This is a genomic window from uncultured Bacteroides sp. (assembly GCF_947632445.1).
Taxonomy (GTDB): Bacteria; Bacteroidota; Bacteroidia; order Bacteroidales; family Bacteroidaceae; genus Bacteroides.
This window is the reverse complement of the sequence record NZ_CANRPM010000012.1, coordinates 42,585-63,238: the sequence shown is the minus strand read 5'-3', so window position 1 is coordinate 63,238 and position 20,654 is coordinate 42,585. Positions and strand designations below refer to the sequence as shown.

General features: G+C 47.3%; 20 protein-coding genes, 2 tRNA genes and 3 pseudogenes. 10 read left to right on the top strand and 15 right to left on the bottom strand.

The features are described 5' to 3' along the window. The 3 genes and pseudogenes from Q0Z70_RS04345 to Q0Z70_RS04335 form a co-directional block, all read right to left on the bottom strand. The coding region (locus Q0Z70_RS04345; RefSeq protein WP_298072899.1) for a DUF4848 domain-containing protein at window positions 1-302 on the bottom strand (302 nt) is incomplete at its 3' end. Between the two features lie 22 nt (window positions 303-324). Continuing rightward, window positions 325-543 (bottom strand): DUF4848 domain-containing protein, encoded by a 219-nt coding sequence (locus Q0Z70_RS04340; RefSeq protein WP_298072898.1) that lies wholly within the window; start codon window positions 541-543, stop codon window positions 325-327. Between the two features lie 135 nt (window positions 544-678). Further along, a pseudogene (locus Q0Z70_RS04335) lies at window positions 679-909 on the bottom strand (transposase); the annotation flags it as partial. Between the two features lie 35 nt (window positions 910-944). On the opposite strand from Q0Z70_RS04335, the pseudogene Q0Z70_RS04330 reads away from it, so the two are divergent. After that, window positions 945-1,263, top strand: a pseudogene (locus tag Q0Z70_RS04330) (transposase); the annotation flags it as partial. Window positions 1,264-1,339: 76 nt separating this feature from the next. On the opposite strand, the pseudogene Q0Z70_RS04325 reads toward Q0Z70_RS04330, so the two are convergent. Continuing rightward, window positions 1,340-1,789 (bottom strand): annotated as a pseudogene (locus Q0Z70_RS04325) (transposase); the annotation flags it as partial. A 170-nt stretch (window positions 1,790-1,959) separates the two neighbouring features. Between Q0Z70_RS04325 and Q0Z70_RS04320 the strand changes: the two are divergent. Then, the gene (locus Q0Z70_RS04320) at window positions 1,960-2,367 is read left to right on the top strand and encodes a MerR family transcriptional regulator (RefSeq protein WP_298072897.1); all 408 of its coding nucleotides are present in this window, start codon (window positions 1,960-1,962) and stop codon (window positions 2,365-2,367) included. On the opposite strand, the gene Q0Z70_RS04315 is transcribed toward Q0Z70_RS04320, so the two are convergent. From Q0Z70_RS04315 to Q0Z70_RS04295, 5 genes are all read right to left on the bottom strand, one after another. Next, window positions 2,364-4,613, bottom strand: coding sequence for a RelA/SpoT family protein (locus Q0Z70_RS04315; protein ID WP_298072895.1), 2,250 nt, complete (start codon window positions 4,611-4,613; stop codon window positions 2,364-2,366). The two genes, Q0Z70_RS04320 and Q0Z70_RS04315, sit on opposite strands and share 4 nt — an antisense overlap. A gap of 116 nt (window positions 4,614-4,729) precedes the next feature. Then, window positions 4,730-6,010 carry a lytic transglycosylase domain-containing protein gene (locus Q0Z70_RS04310; protein WP_298072894.1) on the bottom strand — a complete coding sequence of 427 codons (1,281 nt, stop codon included), beginning with the start codon at window positions 6,008-6,010 and terminating at the stop codon, window positions 4,730-4,732. A gap of 38 nt (window positions 6,011-6,048) precedes the next feature. Continuing rightward, a complete protein-coding gene (locus Q0Z70_RS04305; RefSeq protein ID WP_298072893.1) occupies window positions 6,049-6,888 on the bottom strand; it encodes a DUF5683 domain-containing protein in 840 nt (279 codons plus the stop codon). Beyond that, on the bottom strand, window positions 6,885-7,775 hold the full coding sequence (locus Q0Z70_RS04300; protein WP_298072892.1) for a ParB/RepB/Spo0J family partition protein: 891 nt from the start codon (window positions 7,773-7,775) through the stop codon (window positions 6,885-6,887). The genes Q0Z70_RS04305 and Q0Z70_RS04300 overlap by 4 nt, the downstream gene beginning before the upstream one ends. Before the next feature lie 20 nt (window positions 7,776-7,795). Next, on the bottom strand, window positions 7,796-8,560 hold the full coding sequence (locus Q0Z70_RS04295; RefSeq protein ID WP_298072891.1) for an AAA family ATPase: 765 nt from the start codon (window positions 8,558-8,560) through the stop codon (window positions 7,796-7,798). A gap of 555 nt (window positions 8,561-9,115) precedes the next feature. Here Q0Z70_RS04295 and surE point away from each other — a divergent pair. From surE to Q0Z70_RS04280, 3 genes are all read left to right on the top strand, one after another. Beyond that, the gene (gene surE, locus Q0Z70_RS04290) at window positions 9,116-9,880 is read left to right on the top strand and encodes a 5'/3'-nucleotidase SurE (protein WP_298072890.1); all 765 of its coding nucleotides are present in this window, start codon (window positions 9,116-9,118) and stop codon (window positions 9,878-9,880) included. Between the two features lie 4 nt (window positions 9,881-9,884). After that, window positions 9,885-11,042 carry a lipid-A-disaccharide synthase gene (gene lpxB, locus Q0Z70_RS04285; RefSeq protein WP_298072889.1) on the top strand — a complete coding sequence of 386 codons (1,158 nt, stop codon included), beginning with the start codon at window positions 9,885-9,887 and terminating at the stop codon, window positions 11,040-11,042. Window positions 11,043-11,139: 97 nt separating this feature from the next. Further along, window positions 11,140-11,901, top strand: a complete 762-nt coding sequence (locus tag Q0Z70_RS04280; RefSeq protein WP_298072888.1) for a NigD-like protein — start codon at window positions 11,140-11,142, stop codon at window positions 11,899-11,901. Between the two features lie 100 nt (window positions 11,902-12,001). On the opposite strand, the gene Q0Z70_RS04275 is transcribed toward Q0Z70_RS04280, so the two are convergent. Genes Q0Z70_RS04275 through rsfS form a run of 3 tightly spaced genes read right to left on the bottom strand, consistent with a single transcriptional unit; the run spans window position 12,002 to window position 15,331 of the window. Then, window positions 12,002-12,841, bottom strand: a complete 840-nt coding sequence (locus Q0Z70_RS04275) for a phosphatidate cytidylyltransferase (RefSeq protein ID WP_298072887.1) — start codon at window positions 12,839-12,841, stop codon at window positions 12,002-12,004. 12 nt (window positions 12,842-12,853) lie between these two features. Next, window positions 12,854-14,962: an ATP-dependent zinc metalloprotease FtsH gene (gene ftsH / locus Q0Z70_RS04270; protein WP_298072886.1), complete on the bottom strand. Its 2,109-nt coding sequence runs from the start codon at window positions 14,960-14,962 to the stop codon at window positions 12,854-12,856. 9 nt (window positions 14,963-14,971) lie between these two features. After that, window positions 14,972-15,331, bottom strand: a complete 360-nt coding sequence (gene rsfS / locus Q0Z70_RS04265) for a ribosome silencing factor (protein ID WP_298072885.1) — start codon at window positions 15,329-15,331, stop codon at window positions 14,972-14,974. 224 nt (window positions 15,332-15,555) lie between these two features. Here rsfS and Q0Z70_RS04260 point away from each other — a divergent pair. After that, a tRNA-Gln gene (locus Q0Z70_RS04260) sits at window positions 15,556-15,626 on the top strand. A gap of 67 nt (window positions 15,627-15,693) precedes the next feature. Here Q0Z70_RS04260 and Q0Z70_RS04255 read toward each other — a convergent pair. The 3 genes from Q0Z70_RS04255 to Q0Z70_RS04245 all read right to left on the bottom strand — a co-directional run bounded on the left by Q0Z70_RS04255 (window position 15,694) and on the right by Q0Z70_RS04245 (window position 17,581). Beyond that, a tRNA-Lys gene (locus Q0Z70_RS04255) sits at window positions 15,694-15,766 on the bottom strand. 69 nt (window positions 15,767-15,835) lie between these two features. After that, window positions 15,836-16,966 carry an AI-2E family transporter gene (locus Q0Z70_RS04250; RefSeq protein WP_298072884.1) on the bottom strand — a complete coding sequence of 377 codons (1,131 nt, stop codon included), beginning with the start codon at window positions 16,964-16,966 and terminating at the stop codon, window positions 15,836-15,838. A gap of 18 nt (window positions 16,967-16,984) precedes the next feature. Further along, window positions 16,985-17,581, bottom strand: coding sequence for a thymidine kinase (locus tag Q0Z70_RS04245; RefSeq protein WP_298072883.1), 597 nt, complete (start codon window positions 17,579-17,581; stop codon window positions 16,985-16,987). A 107-nt stretch (window positions 17,582-17,688) separates the two neighbouring features. On the opposite strand from Q0Z70_RS04245, the gene Q0Z70_RS04240 reads away from it, so the two are divergent. From Q0Z70_RS04240 to Q0Z70_RS04225, 4 genes are all read left to right on the top strand, one after another. After that, window positions 17,689-18,207, top strand: coding sequence for a hypothetical protein (locus Q0Z70_RS04240; RefSeq protein WP_298072882.1), 519 nt, complete (start codon window positions 17,689-17,691; stop codon window positions 18,205-18,207). Window positions 18,208-18,214: 7 nt separating this feature from the next. Next, window positions 18,215-18,901, top strand: a complete 687-nt coding sequence (gene rsmI / locus Q0Z70_RS04235) for a 16S rRNA (cytidine(1402)-2'-O)-methyltransferase (protein ID WP_298072881.1) — start codon at window positions 18,215-18,217, stop codon at window positions 18,899-18,901. A 17-nt stretch (window positions 18,902-18,918) separates the two neighbouring features. Then, window positions 18,919-19,779, top strand: a complete 861-nt coding sequence (locus tag Q0Z70_RS04230; protein WP_298072880.1) for a hypothetical protein — start codon at window positions 18,919-18,921, stop codon at window positions 19,777-19,779. 129 nt (window positions 19,780-19,908) lie between these two features. Next, window positions 19,909-20,607, top strand: a complete 699-nt coding sequence (locus Q0Z70_RS04225) for a YjjG family noncanonical pyrimidine nucleotidase (protein ID WP_298072879.1) — start codon at window positions 19,909-19,911, stop codon at window positions 20,605-20,607. The last annotated feature ends 47 nt before the right edge of the window (window positions 20,608-20,654 follow it).

The window sequence follows — 20,654 nt, the reverse complement described above, 5'->3', positions numbered from 1 at the left end:
TGCTGTTTTACCTTGACGATGTTTATAAATGAGGATAATGTTTCTATTTCAGCTTGAAACTCCTTATCAAATGAACTGTATTTCCCGTTCTTAATCGATAACACTGCGTTTTTGAATCCGGGTTCTATCGGGCCGAGAGCAACTGCCGTTGTTGCAACTTCATCATCCACATCAAATGTCCGAGTATTGTTTTTAGGCATTTTTATGGTATTGCCGATGACGACGTACCCTTTGATGTTGCCAACGAGCGACAAGTCGTCATCGGTAAATGTAGTATACGGGGTTGCATCAGAGGCGTAAATAGTATTGAAAGCGAAGCTTCTATCATACTTTTTTTGTAGTTGGAAATCTTGTTTTCAAATCGTATGGAATTTCGATCTTGAATATTTGCTCCAACTCTTCATTTACATGGTTCCAGATGGTATAAGCACCATCAAAACCTATTGTTTTGAAATATACATCACACTCTTCCTTATCCATTTCATTGAGCTTGGCAATGGTTTCATTGTAGGCTTGTTCATCTTTGAAATGAAGAACGGGCATATCACCAGATTCGTCGAAAGTGCTTCTCGTATTGGGTAACCAATCACTCATTTTTGACACTGCCAACGCAGGAATTACTTTCTCATTTACCGGACTAAACTCTTTCTCGTTACTGCATGAAAACAGACTCACGTTAATATACCTCTTTCTGAGCATCATTTTATCATAAAAGGGCATAAGCCTGTTCTTCATGTTAATCTTAATTCCATGTACGAGTCGGATACCGTCAGCAAACAAGGTATCAAACAACTTGGGAGAAATGTAGCCTCTGTCAGCAAAGACTTTTCCATACAATTCTTTGGCTGGAACTTTCCATACCTTTGGATTTCTGTCGTCAACATTCGCTCCTGTAAGACAGAATGTTAACGTGAGTTCGACGAATTGTAAATGCTTATAAAATTGGTGATAAGGGATACATCGGCAAGAATCTTTTTGAGAGATTGTTCGTGGACGGCATACAAATTATAACCAAGTTGAAAAGCAATATGAAAGGAGCATTGATGCCACTTTCAGACAAACTACTCCTCAGGAAACGAGCCATTATCGAAACCGTCAATGACGAACTCAAAAATATAGCACAAATGGAACATTCAAGGCATGGAACCTTTCATAATTTTATTGTCAACCTCTTGAGTGCAATTGCAGCATAATTGCTGCTTTCCAAAGAAGCCGTGTATCAATGTCATGAGAACGATTGACACACAGCTTGCATTGTTTTGAATTCGTCGAACTCACGTAATGTTATGATTTCTCCTCTGTCATTACACAGCAGGTGAAGCTTGAATCCGTGGCACTATCCCATTGTGCCTTTGCCATCGGCAGCCACCCCTTTGAATACCCTGTTGGCATAACGTCTTGGATTGTGACATACCGGTATCATGGTGTTGTCAACAAAACTTATACCCGTACATTTTCCGAACGCAAAAAGTTTGAGGAAGAAAATAAGTTTGAAGAATACGCGTTGTTCCGGTTCTGCAAATCTGTTATATGATACCGCATTAGGAAAATCACGTTTCATGTGTTCACGAATACAAAAGATCTAATAGTGCTTGAAATTACGATAACTCCCGAAATGAAAAAGGAGAAGAATGGTCATTATTTCACTATCCGACAGCGAGGTTTTCCTGTTACGATGTTTCTTTCCATCAGTGACCGGAAGAAGATTTTTCTTCAATTCAAGAGCAAAATTCTTATCAAACTCATCAATAATACAGAAAATATCCGTAACTTTATCCTTGGAAATCATTGTGTTGATTTTGTAACTTATTGTTTGTCAGACTTAAATGTACAAAATAATTCAGCGATTACCAACTTTTAAGGGAAATTTCTTATCCCGAACTCACGTAGATGATTTATTCTCATCTGTATGGCAATTCAAAAAAAGAAGCCTATTTTTGTGTGGAAAAGAAAAACGTCATGCTGAATACAGATAAGAAATTGAAGTTATATTACTCTACCAGTGAGGTAGCCGAGATGTTCGGTGTCAACGAATCGTTGCTTCGATATTGGGAGAAAGAGTTTCCCCAGCTTTGCCCCAAGAAAGCCGGGCGTGGTGTCCGCCAGTATCGTATGGAAGATGTAGAGACTGTGAGGCTGATTTACCATCTGGTGAAAGAGCGTGGTATGACACTGCCCGGAGCCCGTCAGTGTTTGAGAAACAACAAGGAAGCCACGCTGCGTAACTACGAAATCGTGATCCGCCTAAAAAGTATTCGTGAAGAGCTTCTGGCTATGCGTGATGCGCTTGATACTTTTACCTACGACGACTTGGATGTGTTGAAAGAAAATATCAGGGAATTGCAGACTTCGTCAGAAAATCGTTAGTCTTCAATTCTTGATATCTGTTTGATGTTTTGTATCTGTTTCAGGTTGTTGCAAATGGTACGCACATCATCTACATCGTGTACATAGAGTTGTATTTTTCCTTCGAAAATTCCATTATTGGTTTCTATGTTCAGTTTGCGGATGTTGACATTCAGCTGGTGCGAGATGACTTGTGTCACTTCATTCAGTAGTCCCACATTGTCTATGCCTTTGATATAGATGGTTACAAGAAAGGAAAGTTCTTTGTGCGTATCCCATTGGGTGGCAATGATGCGATTGCCGTAACTGCTCTTCAGTCGGGTGGCTATAGGGCACGGGCGCTTATGAATGATGACCTGATTGTTTTCGTTGATGTAGCCTAGTACGTCGTCGCCGGGGATGGGGTGGCAACAGTCGGCCATGATGTATTCTTTGGAGATGGTTTCTTCAGTCAGTTTCAGGATCTTTTTAGTATCTATTTTTTCCTGTTGTATCTTCTCCGGTGAGTCTTTTTCTTCTTTCCCATTACCGAATGAGAAAGATAAAAGCTTTTTCCAACTCTTCCCCTGCTTCTCCTTGAGTGCATTGCGGTCGATGTCGTCCAATACCAGTTTCTTGCTGCCGATGGCAACCAGCAGTTCGTCGTGGGTATGGAAATTGTGCAGGCGTGTCAGTTTGTTCAAGGACACTTCGTCCATGTGGATACCCTCTGCATTAAGGAATTCGACTAAAATCTTTTCTCCTTCCTTTTGATTGATTTTGGCTTCTTTGCGCAGGATGGAGGCTATTTTGGCACGTGCACGTGCTGTGGTGGCATAGTTAATCCATTCGGGTTGCACACGTTGCGATTTCGAAGTCAGTATTTCTACCTGGTCGCCGCTTTGCAGTTTGTGGCTTAGGGGAACCAATTTGTGGTTAACCTGTGCACCGATACAGTGACTACCGATGTCGGTGTGCAGAGAGAAGGCGAAGTCCAATGCTGTGCAGTTCTGGGGCATGGTCTTCAGGTCTCCTTTGGGGGTGAAGACAAATATTTCGGATGCAAAGAGATTCAGCTTGATAGTGTCGAGGAAGTCAATGGCGTCAGGTTGTGGATCATCAAGGATTTCTTTAATGGTTCTCAGCCATTTTTCCAGTTCGCTTTCATCCTCACTACCGCCGCCTTCTTTGTATTTCCAATGGGCGGCGAAGCCTTGTTCGGCTACGTCGTTCATACGTTCACTGCGGATCTGTACCTCAATCCATTGTCCGTTGTTGCTCATCAGGGTGACATGCAGAGCTTGGTAGCCGTTGGCTTTAGGATGGCTCACCCAGTCGCGTAGGCGGTCAGGGTGGGGTTTGTATATTTTGGAAATGGCTACATAGATGTCGAAGCAGTTGTTCAGTTCCTCTTCCAGACTTTTAGGTGTGAAGATGATACGTACAGCTAGGATATCATAGATTTCTTCGAAGGGGACATGCTTGGTCTGCATCTTGTTCCAGATGGAATAGATGGATTTGACACGTGCCAGAATGTGGTATTTCATGCCCATTTTGTCCAGTTGGGCGCGGATGGGGGCTGTGAAGTCTTTGAATACCTTGTCGCGTTCAGCGGCTGTGGCTCCCAGCTTCTTTTCGATGACGGCATATTCCTCTGGATGTTCATACTTGAAGCTGAGATTTTCCAGTTCGGTCTTAATCTTGTAGAGTCCCAACCGATTTGCTAATGGGGCATAGATGTACATTGTTTCGCCAGCAATCTTGTATTGCTTACTGGGAAGCATGGATCCGAGGGTACGCATGTTGTGAAGTCGGTCGGCAATCTTGATGAGGATGACGCGGATGTCATCGCTCATGGTGAGCAACAGTCTCTTGAAGTTCTCAGCCTGTGCAGAAGCTTTGTCGCCGAAGATACCGCCCGAAATCTTGGTCAGTCCGTCTACAATCTGGGCTATCTTGGGGCCGAAGATGTTTTCAATATCTTCCACCGTGTAGTCTGTATCTTCCACAACATCGTGCAACAGAGCCGAGCAGATAGAAGTTGAACCCAATCCGATTTCGGTACACACAATCTTGGCTACAGCGATGGGGTGAAGAATGTAAGGTTCACCCGAACGTCGTTTAATGCCTTTGTGTGCCTGATTGGCAAAGTTGAAGGCTTTGGTGATGATTTCAATCCGCTTGCGGTGCTTGGTAGCCAGATAGCAATTCAGCAAGTCCTGAAAAGCTTCCTGTATCATCGCTTCTTCCGCTTTTTCTTTTTCTTTCAGACTAAGGTTTTCTTCCATATCCGTATCCAATTTCTTCACTTTCTGCAAAAATAAGTAATTCTTGACATCGGACAAGCATTTTGTTGTTTAAAACATCGGTTATGCTTGAATTAATTTAGAAGAGACGGGGTTCTTTACTTGTAGATCTTCAAGGTCTTTCCTTCGCGGATTTTGTTGCCGGTTAAACCGTTCCAACTCATCAACTTGCTGACACTCACACCATAGCGTTGGGCAATCCCTCCCAGCGTGTCGCCTTTCTTGATTTTATAGATGATGGGCTTGCCATTGCCGGTCACATTCTTGGAGGCACTACTACTGGCCACGACCACAGTGCGGCGGTTTTTGAACAGTTCGGCCTGGCGATGGTTGTAGATGGTGTCCTGGTTGTCAATGAAGGTGCTGATTGCGTTCATGGGCAGGCGAAGGGTTTGCGGTTTGCTGTCGCCGGGGATGATGCTACGCTTGTATTGTGGGTTGAGGCTCTTGAGTTCGTCCATCGGTACGTGGCAGATGTCAACGATTTGATCGAAGTGCAGGTTGCGGCTTACCTGAATGGTGTCTGTGGCTGCAGGGATATTGGTTTCCATCGGACAGATGTTGTGCTTGCAGTAGTAAGACATGATGTAGTTGGCCGCAATGAAGGCAGGTACATAGCCTCGTGTTTCGCGGGGTAGATAGTTATAGATGACCCAGTAGTCAGTCTTGCCTCCTGCCCGACGGATAACTTTGTTGATGGTACCAGGCCCGCAGTTGTAGGCGGCAATGACCAGGTTCCAGTCATTGTAGATGCCATAAAGGTCTTTTAGATAACGTGCTGCAGCCCAAGTGGCCTTGATGGGGTCGCGGCGTTCGTCCACAAGACTGTTGCTTTCCAGACCGTAGAGTTTACCTGTCTGAAGCATGAATTGCCAAAGTCCGGCAGCACCTGTACGCGATACGGCCGAGGGATTCAGGGCCGATTCGATGATGGGCAGGTATTTCAGTTCGAGAGGCAGGTCGTAAGCATCAAGGGCCTTTTCGAAAATGGGCATGTAAAAATTGCAGGCGCTGAGCATGAAGGCTACCTGATCCCGCAGGCGAGTAGCGTACATGTCGATGAACTTGCGTACAATTTCATTGTAGGGCATCTCTATGATGACCGGCATGCGCCACAGGCGATTGATGTAAATGGAGTCGCTGAACAGTGGATTTTCGTGCGAAGTGCTGCAATCCTTTCCCAAATCGATGTAAGTCTTAGCCTTCCAATCGTTCAACAGGCTGTCCAGCGGATAAGTCATGCTTCGGGGCAGGTCGATGGTTTCTTCGCGTTGGATTCCGTTCTCGTTGATGACTACGTTGACACTTTCCTGTGCGCAGAGGGGAGTAGTCAGGAAGGTCGCGAACAACAAGGCGGAACTTATAATCAATGTCTTCATATTTTTTCTATATCGGTTTGGTGGTGAGTATTCATTTTTCAGAAACGGAAGCTGCATTGCACGCCTACGGACTTATCCTTCAGCGTGGCTGGGTTGTAGTGGCCTCCAACCTGATTGTCGATAAGGGTAGGCTCCACCTTCATACTCAGTTCAGGACCAATGTCAAAGTTGGACAACTCGGCGTCCACATAAGCATCGACCACGGATATCAGATAGACACCGATAAAGGCGAAAATACTCAAGTCGCGCCAACGGCGATAGGTGTCCTTGCGTTTACGCAGAGTTTCTGTGATTTGCGAGTGCGACACACGGTCAATGTAACCCGGCGGTAGCAGGTCGGTAATACTGTTGGAATCCCATTTTTCGTTGACGGCGTCGACATAGGCAGCTTGATAATCTTTGTACATCTTGCCGTTCCATGTCAGGGCGTAGGCACAACCGGCAAATCCACCGTAAACGATAGGCAGCTTCCAATACTTGCGGTTGTAGATTTGTCCGCCTCCGGGGATGACCAGCGCCAGCCAAGTTGCTTTAGTCGGGTCGGGTACCCATTGCTTGCGTTTCAGCTCGCGGCTCAAGCTGTCCGTCGGATTTTTCTCTTGCTTGATGTCTGGACTGGCCGTCAGTTCGAGCATTTTTTTCTTGTTTTCGTTGGCAATGCTGTCGGCCGTAGCTTTTGCCAGAGCGTCCAGTGTGTCGGTTTTCAATGCCTGTTGCTGAGGTGAGAGTGTCTTGTGAATCGTGTCGGCCTGCAGTTCGTGCGATCTGCGAAGGGCGGCACGAGGGCGATCTTGTCCATACACGACAATCCCTGCCACCTGTAGGAAACAGAGCAGCAGGGCTGTCAGTATCTGATATTTGAGTTTTCTTCTTGTCATTTATTTTTCAGCGTGTCGAGGATGCCGATGATACGTTCTAATTCTTCTTCATTGCTGAAGGGGATGCTGATTTTCCCTTTTCCCTTTTCCGAACAGGTCAGTTGTACTTTGGCGTGAAAGAAGTTTGAAAGTTGTCGTTTCAACAAATTGAATTCTTCGGGCAGTTTGGCTCGTTTGGGAGCTATCTTGCGCCCTCCGCTCTTCACGGCTTCTCCTTCGCTCAGCGACTTGACGATTTCTTCCACCTTGCGGACAGAATAGCCATGTTCCAAGATTTCTTCATAGATCTTTACTTGCAGCTTGGGATCGTTCAGCGTCACCAATGCGCGGGCGTGCCCCATGTCTATTTGCTTGTTTTGCAATCCCATCTGTACGAGTGCAGGCAGCTTCAGCAGACGCAGGTAGTTGGCGATGGTGGTGCGTTTCTTGCCTACGCGTTCGCTCAGGCGCTCCTGCGTCAGGTCGTACTGTTCGAGCAGGTGCTGGTAAGCCAAAGCAATTTCCACCGAGTTCAGGTCTTCGCGCTGGATGTTCTCGATGAGGGCCATTTCCATGACGTTTTCATCGTCAGCGGTGCGGATATAGGCGGGTATGCGGGTGAGGCCTGCCATCTGCGAGGCACGGAAACGTCGTTCGCCGGCAATGAGCTGGTACTCGTCGTCCGAAAGCTTGCGTAGCGTAACGGGCTGGATGATACCAATCTCGGCGATGGAGTCGGCCAATTCTTGCAGGGCGGTAGGGTCGAACTCACGTCGAGGCTGGTTGGGGTTGACGCTGATCTTGGATAGTTCCACTTCGCTGATCGAGGAGGAGCCTTCGGTTTGCACGTCGTCCATGGAGAGCAGTGCGTCCAGGCCGCGTCCTAATGCATTTCTTTTTTGTGCCATATCTGTCGGTTTCCTTTTCTTTATTTTTCTCTTTCTATCAGCTCCTTGGCCAGTGCCATGTGGTTCTTGGCACCGGTGGAGTCTGCGTCGTAGAGGATGGTGGGCAAGCCGTAACTGGGCGCTTCGCTCAGTTTCACGTTGCGCTGGATGACGGTCTTGAACACCAGTTCCTGGAAGTGGCGTTTCACTTCGTCGTAGATTTGATTGGCCTGCCGGAGGCGCGAGTCGTACATCGTCAGCAGGAAGCCTTCGATCTCCAGAGTCGGGTTGAGCCTCGACTTGATGATCTTGATGGTGTTCAGCAGCTTGCTGATGCCTTCGAGTGCGAAATATTCGGCTTGTACGGGGATGATGACCGAATCGGCGGCGGTGAGCGCGTTGACGGTGATAAGTCCCAACGACGGCGAACAATCTATCAGAATATAATCAAATTCGCTTTTCAGCGGCGATAGTACTCCCTTCAGAACCCGTTCTCGGTTTTTCAGATTGAGCATTTCGATTTCGGCACCTACGAGATTGATGTGAGAAGAGATGACTTTCAACGTGTCTATCTCCGTATCATGGATAGCTTCATGTACGTCGGCACGGTCGATAATGCACTCGTAAATAGTACATTCGGCTTGTTTGATGTCCACTCCCAGCCCGGATGAGGCGTTGGCCTGGGGGTCAGCATCCACAACGAGCACTTTCTTTTCAAGGGTGGCCAGCGAAGCTGCCAGGTTGATGGTAGTGGTAGTCTTGCCCACGCCTCCCTTTTGGTTTGCCAAAGCAATAATTTTTCCCATATTCTCTATCATTTATCGGCAGCGAAATAAGCGATTATTTCTGATTATGCCAGCATGAAAAGGGAAGAGATTGCAAAAACGGTTGATAAGTCGTCCTTTTTGTTAATAACTTGCGGGTGGCAGGTTGTCCTTCCTCTTCTTCCGTTTTTTCTTCCGGGTGGTTCCCCTTTCAATCCGACGGCAAATATACATAATTATATTGAGAATCTTAGACTTTTGTGTCGTCGCTTGGAGAAGATTAAGATTTATTTTCCGCCTTTGGGTACTTGGAGGCCAAGAGTGGAACCATTGCCGTATCTGCCTCGCTACGGAAAGCACTGTTTTCTGCCGAGGAAAGCAGTGCTTTTTAGAAAGGAAAGCATTGTTTTCCCTTTTTTACCACACCGTCTCTACAAACTTCCAAAGAAATATCCGCATCTGAAGTTTCCCGTAAAAATAAGCGTTACCGCCAATTTGTCAGATTTTTGTCGTTATGGAAGTTTGACAGCTCTTTTTTTTATTTCCCCTCTAAAGTTGCTACCTTTGTCGGGAATTAACAAAAATGTTGGTAAAAGTATGGAAAATCAGAGACCTTTGATATTGGTATCGAACGATGACGGCATCGTTGCGAAAGGAATCAGTGAGTTGATTAAATTTCTCCGTCCGTTGGGCGAAGTTGTAGTGATGGCCCCCGACAAGTCCCGTTCGGGCACGGGTTGTGCATTGACTACAGACGAACCTATCCACTACAGCCTTGTGCGCAAGGACGTAGGTCTGACGGTTTATAAGTGCTCCGGCAATCCTACCGACTGCGTGAAGCTGGCTTTTGAGACAGTGCTTGACCGAAAGCCTGACCTCGTAGTGGGCGGTATTAATCATGGCGACAATTCGGCTACGAGCGTACACTATTCGGGCACGATGGGCGTAGTTATCGAAGGATGTCTCAAAGGCGTGCCTTCCATTGGTTTCTCTTTGTGCAGTCACGAGCCTGACGCAGACTTTACGGCTGCCGGTCCTTATGTCCGCGACATTGTACGACTGGTATTGGAGAAAGGTTTGCCTGCGCTGACTTGCCTCAATGTGAACTTTCCCGACACGCAAGAACTGAAAGGTGTCAGAATATGCCGCCAGACAAAGGGACAATGGACTAACGAATGGGAAAACTTTGCCCATCGCGGCGATAGTCATTTCTATTGGTTGACGGGTGAGTTCGTGGACGAAGATGCCGACCAGGAGGACACCGACCACTGGGCATTGGCCAACGGCTATGTCGCTATTACACCTACTACGGTGGACGTTACGGCCTATGGCCTGATTGATGAGCTGAAGACTTGGTTCTGACCGCATGAAATACTACCTGATTGTCGGCGAAGCTTCGGGCGATCTCCATGCGTCGCACCTGATGACTGCCTTGCGTCGTGAAGACCCGCAGGCGGAGTTCCGTTTCTTTGGGGGCGACTTGATGGCTGTCGCGAGTGGTTGTGCGCCTGTGAAGCACTACCGCGATTTGGCCTATATGGGCTTTATCCCCGTCCTGCTCCACCTGCGTGCCATCTTTGCCAACATGACCTTCTGCAAGCAGGATATTGTGAAGTGGCAGCCCGACGCTTTGATACTGGTGGACTACCCCGGCTTTAATCTCAGCATCGCCAAGTATATCCATGCCCGCACGCGCATCCCTGTCTACTATTACATTGCCCCTAAGATATGGGCATGGAAGGAATTCCGTATCAAAAACATCAAGCGCGACGTGGACGAACTTTTCTCCATCCTGCCTTTCGAGGTCGATTTCTTTGAGGGAAAGCACCAATACCCCATCCACTACGTGGGCAACCCCACGCAGGACGAGGTGGCTGCCTTCCGCGCATCCTATCGGGAGACGCGATCGAATTTCTTCGAACGCAACGGCCTGCAGGCCAAGCCCGTCATCGCTTTGCTGGCTGGTAGCCGTAAGCAGGAAATCAAAGACAACCTGCCCGACATGATACAGGCAGCCTCTACTTTCGGCGGCTATCAGCTGGTGCTGGCAGGTGCACCCGGCATTGATGACGACTACTATCGCGCCTACATAGGAAATGCAGAAGTAAAGGTCGTCTTCGATCAGACTTATGAATTGCTGAGTCATGCCGATGCGGCGCTGGTCACTTCGGGCACGGCCACGCTCGAGACAGCGCTCCTCCGCGTGCCGCAGGTGGTGTGCTATCATACGCCCGTCGGACGCGTCGCTGCCTTCCTGAAACGGCATATTCTGAAGGTGAAATACATCTCGCTCGTCAATCTGATAGCAGGGCGTGAAGTGGTGCGCGAGCTGGTAGCCGACACGATGAAGGTAGAGCAGATAAAGGCGGAACTGGGGCGTATCCTTACTGACGAAGGCTGGCGCAGGGAGATGCTGGCGGGTTACGACGACGTGAGCAGGCGTTTGGGCGAACCAGGCGCTCCTGCCAAGGCAGCCCGTCTCATCCGTTCGATGTTGGCAAAGGATCGATTTACTCAGGCCTGAGTATTTCAAATTAAATGTTAAAAGCGGGCAAGTCGATGCAGTAAATGCGCGATCTGCCCGTTTCCTTGTCAGAAATCAGAAGATAATTGTGAGGATTATGAAAAAGGTATATTGGTTTATCCTGTTGTTATGCTTGGCTTTGTCGCCCGTTTTCCAGTCGTGCGACGATGATGATAGCTATTCAATAGGGGATTTTACGCCTCCTTTATGGGCGACGGTTCGTGTGGGTGGAGGCGCTTTCTATCTGGATTGTGATGTTTGGGGCACGCTTTGGCCTGTCAATACCGATATGGGTTGGTATGCGCCTGTCGACGGCCAGCGAGTCATTACTTACTTCAATCCCTTGGGGGATAACTACGAAGGCTACGACCATGCGGTCAAGATTTTAGGCATCCAAAACGTGTTGACCAAGCAGGTGGAGACTTTGACGCCCGAGATGGACGAGGAGTTTGGCAACGATCCTGTTACCATTTATCGGGGTGACATCAGTATTAGTGGTGGATACATGAATATTATCTTCCTTCAGAACCTGCCTGTCAAGGAGAAACATCGCATCAGCCTTGTGCGTCCGCAAGACGATTTTGAACTCTATGGTGAAGACGGATATGTTCATCTGGAGTTGCGTTACAACGATTACGACGACGTGACGGGTTATGGAAATTGGGGAGCTGTTTCTTATAACCTTAACAGCTTGAACTTCACAGATACCACAAAAGGTATCAAGCTGAAACTTAATTCTTCGGTCAATGGTGAGGTGGAAGTGGCATTCGACTTTGTTTCGTCTGGCAATGAAGGCGAAGGCAGCTCGGAGAAAGGCTTGCAACGTAATGTAGACCTGTTGAAGGTACAGTTGAAATAATGTCTTTTTAAATTAGTATGTAAAGTCGGAGGCCCCGAAAGCGGATGTATGTCCAGCTTTCGGGGCCTTGTTTTATGGGGATTTCCCAAGGTGGAAAATCTTAGAAAAGTGTCAATGCAAACAGATAGCAGACAGCGGCGGGGATAGCCATCAAGGCACTGTCGAATCGGTCGAGCATGCCTCCATGACCGGGGAGGATATTGCCCGAGTCCTTAATGCCCAGTTGGCGCTTCATAAGCGACTCGGTCAGGTCGCCCCATGTGCCGAACACGACAACGACGACTGACAGCCCGGCCCATTGACTTACGGACATAAAGTCGTAGTAATGGGCGAAGATAAATGAAGATGCGATGGAGAAGACTGCTCCTCCGATGCTCCCTTCCCAGGACTTTTTGGGTGAGATACGCTCGAAAAGACGATGCTTTCCTATCAGCGAACCGACGCAATAGGCACCCGTATCACTCAGCCAGATGAAGACAAAGATGGAGAGCGGCAGAATAGGGTTGTAACTTACGCTGCTTGCCACCGGGTCGTTGTGGAAAGCCAACACGTTGAGCAAGGCGAAAGGCAGGGCTACATAGAGCTGGCTCATCATGGAGAAAGCCCAGTTGGCTAACGGATTCTTGTGCTTCAGGTAGAGTTCTGTGATCATCAGGTAGAGCAATAGGGCTAAGTAAGGCAGAAAAACACGTGCGTCAGTAGCCTGTGTGCAGAATCCCATCAGGGCCAGACAAAGGTAAGCTCCGCCCAGCGAAGTGATGGTGCGATTGATTTTTACTTCGCCGCCTGCATTGACCAAGTGGCCGAATTCATGCACACTCAGGGCTGCGATGAGGGTGAACAGAAGTCCGAAAGAAAGGGGGCTGTATAGGATGCAGCCTACCAGTACGATGATGAACAAGACGCCTGTAATGGTTCTTTTCACGAGATTGCTTTGCATGGCTTACCTCCTTTATGTCTCTGTGGGTTGTTCCCCTTTCTTTTCATCCGCTTTGCTTTCTGCCTGTGCTTTCCCTTCGGCAGGTTCAGAGACGTTTCCCTTTTTCTGTTCTTTCACTTCCAGCACGGCTTGCTCGGCGCGTTTGCTTTCCTCTTCGGCTGCTTCTTTCAGCTCTTTGGAAGTTTTGTTGGCGGTGATGATTTCCTCCGAGCGTGAAGCCCAGGGGCGTTTGCCGAAGATTTGCTCCACGTCTTCGGCAAAGATGACTTCCTTTTCGATAAGTAGCTGAGCCAGCTTATTGTGTCCTTCCTTGTGTTCAGACAAGATTTGCTTGGCACGTTCATACTGCTCGTTCACCATGCGCTTCACCTCTTCGTCGATAAGTTCGGCGGTCTTCTCACTATAGGGACGGTTGAAAGAGTATTCTTCGTTGTTGTAGTAGCACAGGTTAGGCAGTTTATCGCTCATGCCTAAGTAGGCTGTCATGCCATAAGCCTGCTTCGTTACACGTTCCAAATCGTTCATGGCACCTGTCGAAATGCGGCCGAGGAAGAGGGCTTCGGCAGCGCGTCCACCCAGTGTGGCGCACATTTCGTCCAACATTTGCTCTTTGGTCGTGATTTGTCGTTCTTCGGGCAGGTACCAGGCGGCACCCAAAGCACGTCCGCGTGGCACGATAGTCACCTTGATAAGCGGGTTGGCATATTGCAATAACCAGGAGATGCTGGCGTGTCCTGCCTCATGGATGGCAATGGAGCGGCGCTCCTCTTCGGTTGTAATCTTGGTTTTCTTTTCCAAACCTCCTACGATGCGGTCTACGGCATCGAGGAAATCCTGCTTGCCTACGAACTTTTTGCCGTGACGGGCAGCTATCAGGGCGGCTTCGTTGCACACGTTGGCGATGTCCGCACCCGAAAAGCCAGGCGTCTGACGGGCCAGCAGGTCAATGTCTACCGTCTCGTCTATCTTGATGGGACGCAGGTGTACGCCGAACACTTCTTTACGCTCGTTCAGGTCGGGTAGGTCGACGTGTATTTGACGATCAAAGCGACCTGCACGCAGCAGAGCCTTGTCCAACACGTCTACGCGGTTGGTGGCGGCCAGAATGATGATACCACTATTTGAGCCGAATCCGTCCATTTCGGTCAGCAATTGGTTCAACGTATTCTCACGCTCGTCGTTGCCACCCATGGCAGCCGCTTTTGAACGGGCACGTCCCACGGCGTCGATTTCGTCGATAAACACGATGCAGGGAGCTTTTTCCTTGGCCTGACGGAAAAGGTCGCGCACACGTGAAGCACCTACGCCGACGAACATCTCCACGAAGTCTGAACCTGCCAGCGAAAAGAAAGGCACGTTTGCTTCGCCTGCTACAGCCTTGGCCAGCAATGTTTTACCCGTACCCGGAGGTCCTACCAGCAAGGCGCCCTTGGGTATTTTCCCTCCTAAGTCGGTATATTTCTGCGGTTCTTTGAGGAACTCTACGATTTCTTCCACTTCCTGCTTGGCTTCGGCCAAACCGGCTACGTCCTTGAATGTCACCTTGATGTTCGATCCCTTTTCGAACAGTTGTGCTTTCGACTTGCCGACACTGAAGATGCCTCCACCGCCGCCCATGCCTCCGCCACCGCTCCAGCGGCGCGACAAGTAGATCCAGAAGGCAACAATCAGCAGGATAGGCACCACATTCCACAGGATGAGGCTCATGTAGTTGCCTTTCTTTTCGTAAGTGATAGCTCCGTCAAAGTGGTTTTCGTCCTTTTCTTTCTGAAGGAAGTCACCCAGGCTTTCGCGCGAGGGCGCTTCGGTGAAAATCATCGGATTGCGTCCTACACGGGTGGAGTCGATACCGAACACGTTGCCTACGTGTTGTGGCTTGATGTAGGCTTCTACCGAATTGTCATCAAAGCCCGTCACGCGGCTGATGTAGCCCTTTTGCACGTAGCTCTGGAATTCGTCGTAGGAGACATTCTTGCTGCTGGCACCGTTCTTGTTGGTCAGCCACAGTCCGGCCAGCATCATCAAGAGAATCATGTACAGCCAGTTCAGGTTGAACTTAGGCAAGTTCATCTTATTGTTGCCGTTGCCGGTGTTCTTTTTATTGATGTTATTGTTGTACATATTCGTTTGTTAGTCTAAGTCGGGTATTTCAGTAAGTTTGGCATCTGCCCAAAGGTTTTCCAGATTGTAATAATTGCGCACTTCGGGTAAGAATACATGCACCAATACATCCGCATAGTCCATGGCCACCCATTGAGCATTTTTCAGGCCGTCTATCGCATAGGACTTGGCGTTGGCTCCCTTGCGTGCGAAGTCTTTAACAGACTCTACGATGGCGGTAACTTGGCTGGGTGAGTTCCCTTGGCAGATGATAAAGTAGTTGCAGATGGTGTCATCTATTTGCGTCAGGTCTGCAATGACGATTTTTTCCCCTTTTTTATTTTGGATTCCTTCAGTGATTTGTTTAATCAGTTTTTTTGTTTCGTCCATTTATACATTATTATACTAAAACAATCGGCAAATATACGCCGTTTTCTTGTATGTAACACGTAAAATGTGAAAAGTATTTAGATTTTAGTTTTTTTTAGTGATACAATTGTTTTGTAGAAAGAAAGGCCATTTATCAATCTTTTCTGCAAAAAAATCTCTCAAAATATTTGCGCTTCACAAAAAAAACGTACCTTTGCAACCGCAAAATGGGGACTGAGATATATTGGGCTATGGTGTAATGGTAACACTACAGATTCTGGTCCTGTCATTCCTGGTTCGAATCCAGGTAGCCCAACAGAAGAAGCCGACCTAAAGAACTCTTGTAGGTCGGCTTCTTTTTGTTATTTTGCTTTTTGTTCGCGTGATCCGCTTGGGGCTCGAACCCAAGACCCCAACATTAAAAGTGTTGTGCTCTACCTGCTGAGCTAGCGAATCAAACCTTGATGCTGTTAAGCGGGTGTAAAGGTAGGTATTCTTTTTCAAATGACAAGCGTTTATTTGTATTTATTTTATTGGATTTTGTTCATTGGACTGATATTCAGTATTTTCTGAATGTTCAATTTTCTCCCGGTTGATAATAAACTTCTGGTAATAAGAAAGCATAAGTGTGGTTAAGGGTAAAGCGATAATCATGCCTAACACTCCCATCAGCGAACCCCATATGGAAAGCGAAAGTAGGATGATAGCCGGGTTCAGGCCCGTTATCTTGCCCATTACGCGCGGTACAATGAAGCCGTCTTGAATGGCTTGTACAACGGCAAATACGGCAAGTGCCGCAGCCAATATGATCCAAAAGTTCCCTCCTGTGTCGGCAGCTTTCAAGATTGCCAATATAATCGTTGGGATAAAACCGATAAGTTGCAGATAAGGAACCAGGTTAAGAACCCCTATAAAGAGTCCCAAACCGATGGCTAAAGGAAAATCAATGATGAGGAAGCCAATACTGAATAAAATGCCTACACATAATGCCACAAATGCCTGACCGCGAAAGTACTTGTTCATACCTTCTTTGACATCGTTCATAATGCCTGTCAAAAGGGGGCGGTATTTTGCCGGAAGTAAACGTGCCCAACCTTCGGAAATGCTTTCATAATCTAACAATATGAATACGATGTACAGTAAGATAATGAAAACCGTGAATACCCCGTATATTAGATTAATGGAGCCTGTGACCAATGACCATAGAGGAGGTACGGCTTCTTTCAACATATTCAATAGATTTTTCTCTTGAAAAAGCTGTTTAAGTAATGCCGGATCTATGTTTTCCCGTAGAAAATCTGATATGCTTCGTGGCACGTTGCTACCATAGGTATTGTCTGTGAAATAAGCTATCAGCAGATCTTTGACTCGACTGAATTCTTGTACCATCGGGGGAACCAATAGATAGAAAGCCGTTGTCCCTATAGCTGCCAATAAGAGAAGGGCGCAAAATATAGAAAGAATTCTGTTCTTTAACTTCAGCCGATACTGAAAGAAAGTTACTAACGGATAAATCAAATAAGCGGCCAGCCATGCAATGAAAAAGGGAAGCAATACGCTGCTAAGTCTTTTCAAAAGCATCAGAACGGCAATGACAATACCGCAAATGATGATACCGCGTATAAAGCTGTCGAAAGTGATTTTCTTACGTTCCATAATGCGCGAATCCTTTTTTCATTTTTTGCTGTCTTCGTGGATGGCTTTCAAATAGCACGTGCGGCATAGAGGTTCATATTGAGACGTTTCTCCGAGGAGCACTTGCTTGTCATTTTTTACGGTGCGATGTGAGAAGGAGGCCAGTTGGCCGCATTTGACACAAATGGCATGTACTTTGGTCACTTCATCGGCTATGGCGCAGAGACCGGGCATGGGGCCGAACGGAATGCCTCGGAAATCCATGTCGAGACCTGCGATAATGACTCGGATTCCATTATTGGCCAGTTGGGTGCAGACATCTATCAGGCCGTTGTCAAAGAATTGGGCCTCATCTATACCGACTACATCCATTTCAGATGCAAGAAGCAGGATAGTAGCTGACGAATCAATAGGAGTTGAGGCGATGGAATTGCTGTCATGCGACACTACTTCAGCTTCCGAATAGCGTGTGTCAATGGCAGGTTTGAATATCTCTACCCGCTGTTTGGCAAACTTAGCCCGTCTCAGCCGCCGGATAAGTTCTTCTGTCTTACCTGAGAACATAGAGCCACAGATAACTTCAATCCGTCCTCGTTTGCTGGTTTCCTGTATATGATCTTCTGAAAAAACGTTCATATCTTTGTCGTTATAATCCGTACAAAAGTAATCATTTTGTTCGCTTCCTCGTGTTTTTTCATTATTTATTTCTACATTTGTCCCATTAATAAGTTACGACGAAGGATATGCAGAAACTGTTAGATGATATAAAGGCGGAAATGGATGTCCTGAAAGGGAGTATCGGACGCATGGAACAGCGTTTGGGTGAGCTGCAGAATAAATTTGCGGAATTGAACAAATTGTTGCAGCCCGGAACAGGGGCTCAGGAGGCTTCCGAAGCTATCGTAAGGCAGGAGGTAGAAGAAAGAGAACCTATATCCGTCGGGCAGGAAGTGAAAATCGCGGAATCTCCATCGGCTTCGATGCACCTGTCTGAAGAGCAACTCTCTCCGTCTGGCATATTGGGCGAGCGGATAAAGTCTGCGAGTGATTTGCGTCATGCTGTCAGCCTGAACGATTCGTTTCGATTTACCCGTGAATTGTTTGGCGGAGATGCCGCACGGATGAATCGGGTATTTGCAGAGTTGAATGCCGCCGCATCCTTTGAGGAAGCCTGGGCTATGTTTCAAAAGGAAATACATGTGGACGAGGAGAACGAGGCTGTAGTGGCTTTTGTCGAACTTTTGCGTAAGTATTTCAATTGAACGGACTATGGGAAAGCTGTACATTGTCCCCACACCGGTAGGTAATCTGGAAGATATGACTTTCAGAGCTATCCGTATCTTGAAAGAGGCCGATCTCATTTTGGCAGAAGATACGCGTACATCCGGTATTCTGCTGAAGCATTTTGGGATAAAGAATGCAATGCTATCTCATCATAAGTTCAACGAACATAGGACGGTTGAAAGTGTGGTTAATCGTATAAAGGGAGGCGAAACGGTGGCATTGATATCAGATGCCGGTACGCCGGGCATCTCCGATCCGGGCTTTCTGATGGCACGTGAATGTGCAAGGAATGGAGTGGAAGTGGAGTGTCTTCCGGGGGCTACCGCTTTTGTACCGGCCTTGGTTGCATCGGGGTTACCGTGCGACCGCTTTTGTTTTGAGGGCTTTTTGCCCCAGAAAAAAGGACGTTTGACGCGTCTGAAAGCGTTGGTTAACGAGTCGCGAACGGTCGTGTTTTATGAATCGCCTTATCGTTTGGTGAAGACTTTGACCCAGTTCGCCGAATGTTTTGGGGCAGAACGGCAGGCTTCTGTCTCAAGAGAAATATCAAAGGTGCATGAAGAAACGGTACGTGGAACCTTGAGTGATTTGGCCGCCCATTATGCGGCGAATGAACCTCGCGGCGAAATCGTAATCGTGATAGCAGGAATAGACAAAGAAAATCAACTTTAAACGTAAAGACAAATCGTATGAAAAAATTAGCTTTTTGGGTTGTATGTGCGGCCGTTGCGGCTTCATGCGACAATTTTACAGGTGAGAGCAAAGACAAGTTAAGGGCCGAGAATGATTCTTTGAAAGTGGCATTGGGCCAGCGTGATGCAGAGTTAGACGAGATGATGGGCACGTTCAATGATATTTCTGAAGGTTTCCGGCAGATTAATGCTGCGGAAAATCGGGTGGACTTGCAGCGTGGTTCGGTTGCAGAAGGCTCGTTGAATGCCCGTCAGCAGATGGCTTCCGACATAGAATTCATCCGCAAACAGATGGAAGAAAACAAGCAGCAGATTGAGAAACTGCAACAGATGTTGAAGAACAGCAAGGCAAACTCGGCACAGCTGAAACGTGCAGTTGAACAATTAACGCAGGAATTGGCAGACAAAGCCCAGCGGATTGAGGAATTGCAGGCAGAGCTGGCATCGAAAAATATTCGCATTCAGGAACTGGATGCTGCGGTTACTAACCTGACGACGCAGAAAGAACAGCTTACAGCAGAAAACGAAGCCAAAGCCAAGACCGTCTCCCAACAGGACAAGGCGTTGCATACGGCCTGGTTTGTCTTCGGAACCAAGAAGGAATTGAAAGACCAGAACATTCTCAAAAAAGGCGAAGTGTTGCAGGATGCTGAAGTAAACAAAGACTATTTTACGGAAGTCGATATCCGTACAGCAAAGGAAATCAAGCTGTACTCCCGTTCGGCTGATATTTTGACCAACCATCCCACCGGTTCCTATGCGTTCGAGAAAGATGATAAGAACCAGCTTACGCTGAAGATTATCAATCCGCAAGAGTTCTGGAGCATTTCCAAATACCTTGTGATTCAGGTGAAATAAGCGGTAGATCGTAAGTCGATGGTGATGTAAACGCAGGCTTTTGCAGAGAGGTACGAGAAATGTTCCCGATGACCTTCAGCATAAGCCTGCGTTTTTTTGGCAGTTCTTTTGAACCTTAATCTTTGTCCCATGTCCCGGAAATATAAGAACATCTTTTTCGATTTGGATGATACGTTATGGGCCTTTTCGGCAAATGCCTATGATACGTTTCAGGAAATGTATCACAAGTATGCGTATGACCGTTTTTTCCCCTCCTTTATCCATTTCTACAAACTTTATCAGAAGCGGAATTTAGAACTGTGGGAAGAGTATGGACAGGGAAAGATCACGAAAGAGGAACTGAACCGCCGGCGTTTTCTTTATCCGCTGGAGCAAGTAGGATGCGGGGATGCGGAATTGGCAAAACGTTTTTCAGATGATTTCTTTTCGGTGATTCCTACAAAAGCAAAGCTGATGCCTCATGCCCGCGAGGTGCTCGACTATTTGTCAGGGCGCTACAATCTTTATATCTTGTCGAACGGTTTTCAGGAGTTGCAATGCCATAAGATGCGTTCGGCAGGTATCGACGGCTATTTCCGAAAAGTAGTCCTCTCTGATGATATAGGTGTCTTGAAGCCTCATGCTCCGATATTTCATTTTGCTCTTTCGGCCACCCAGTCGTACTTGGAAGATTCGTTGATGGTGGGTGATAATTGGGAAAATGATGTTGCCGGAGCCTATGGCGTGGGTATGCATCAGGTGTTTTTTGATGTAGAAGGGCGGAATGAATTGCCTTTTAAGCCGACTTATCACATCAAGGATTTGAAAGAATTGCTTACAATCTTATGATCGTTCGTCGTTGGCCGATATTGTTCGGATGATTGTTAATAACTGAT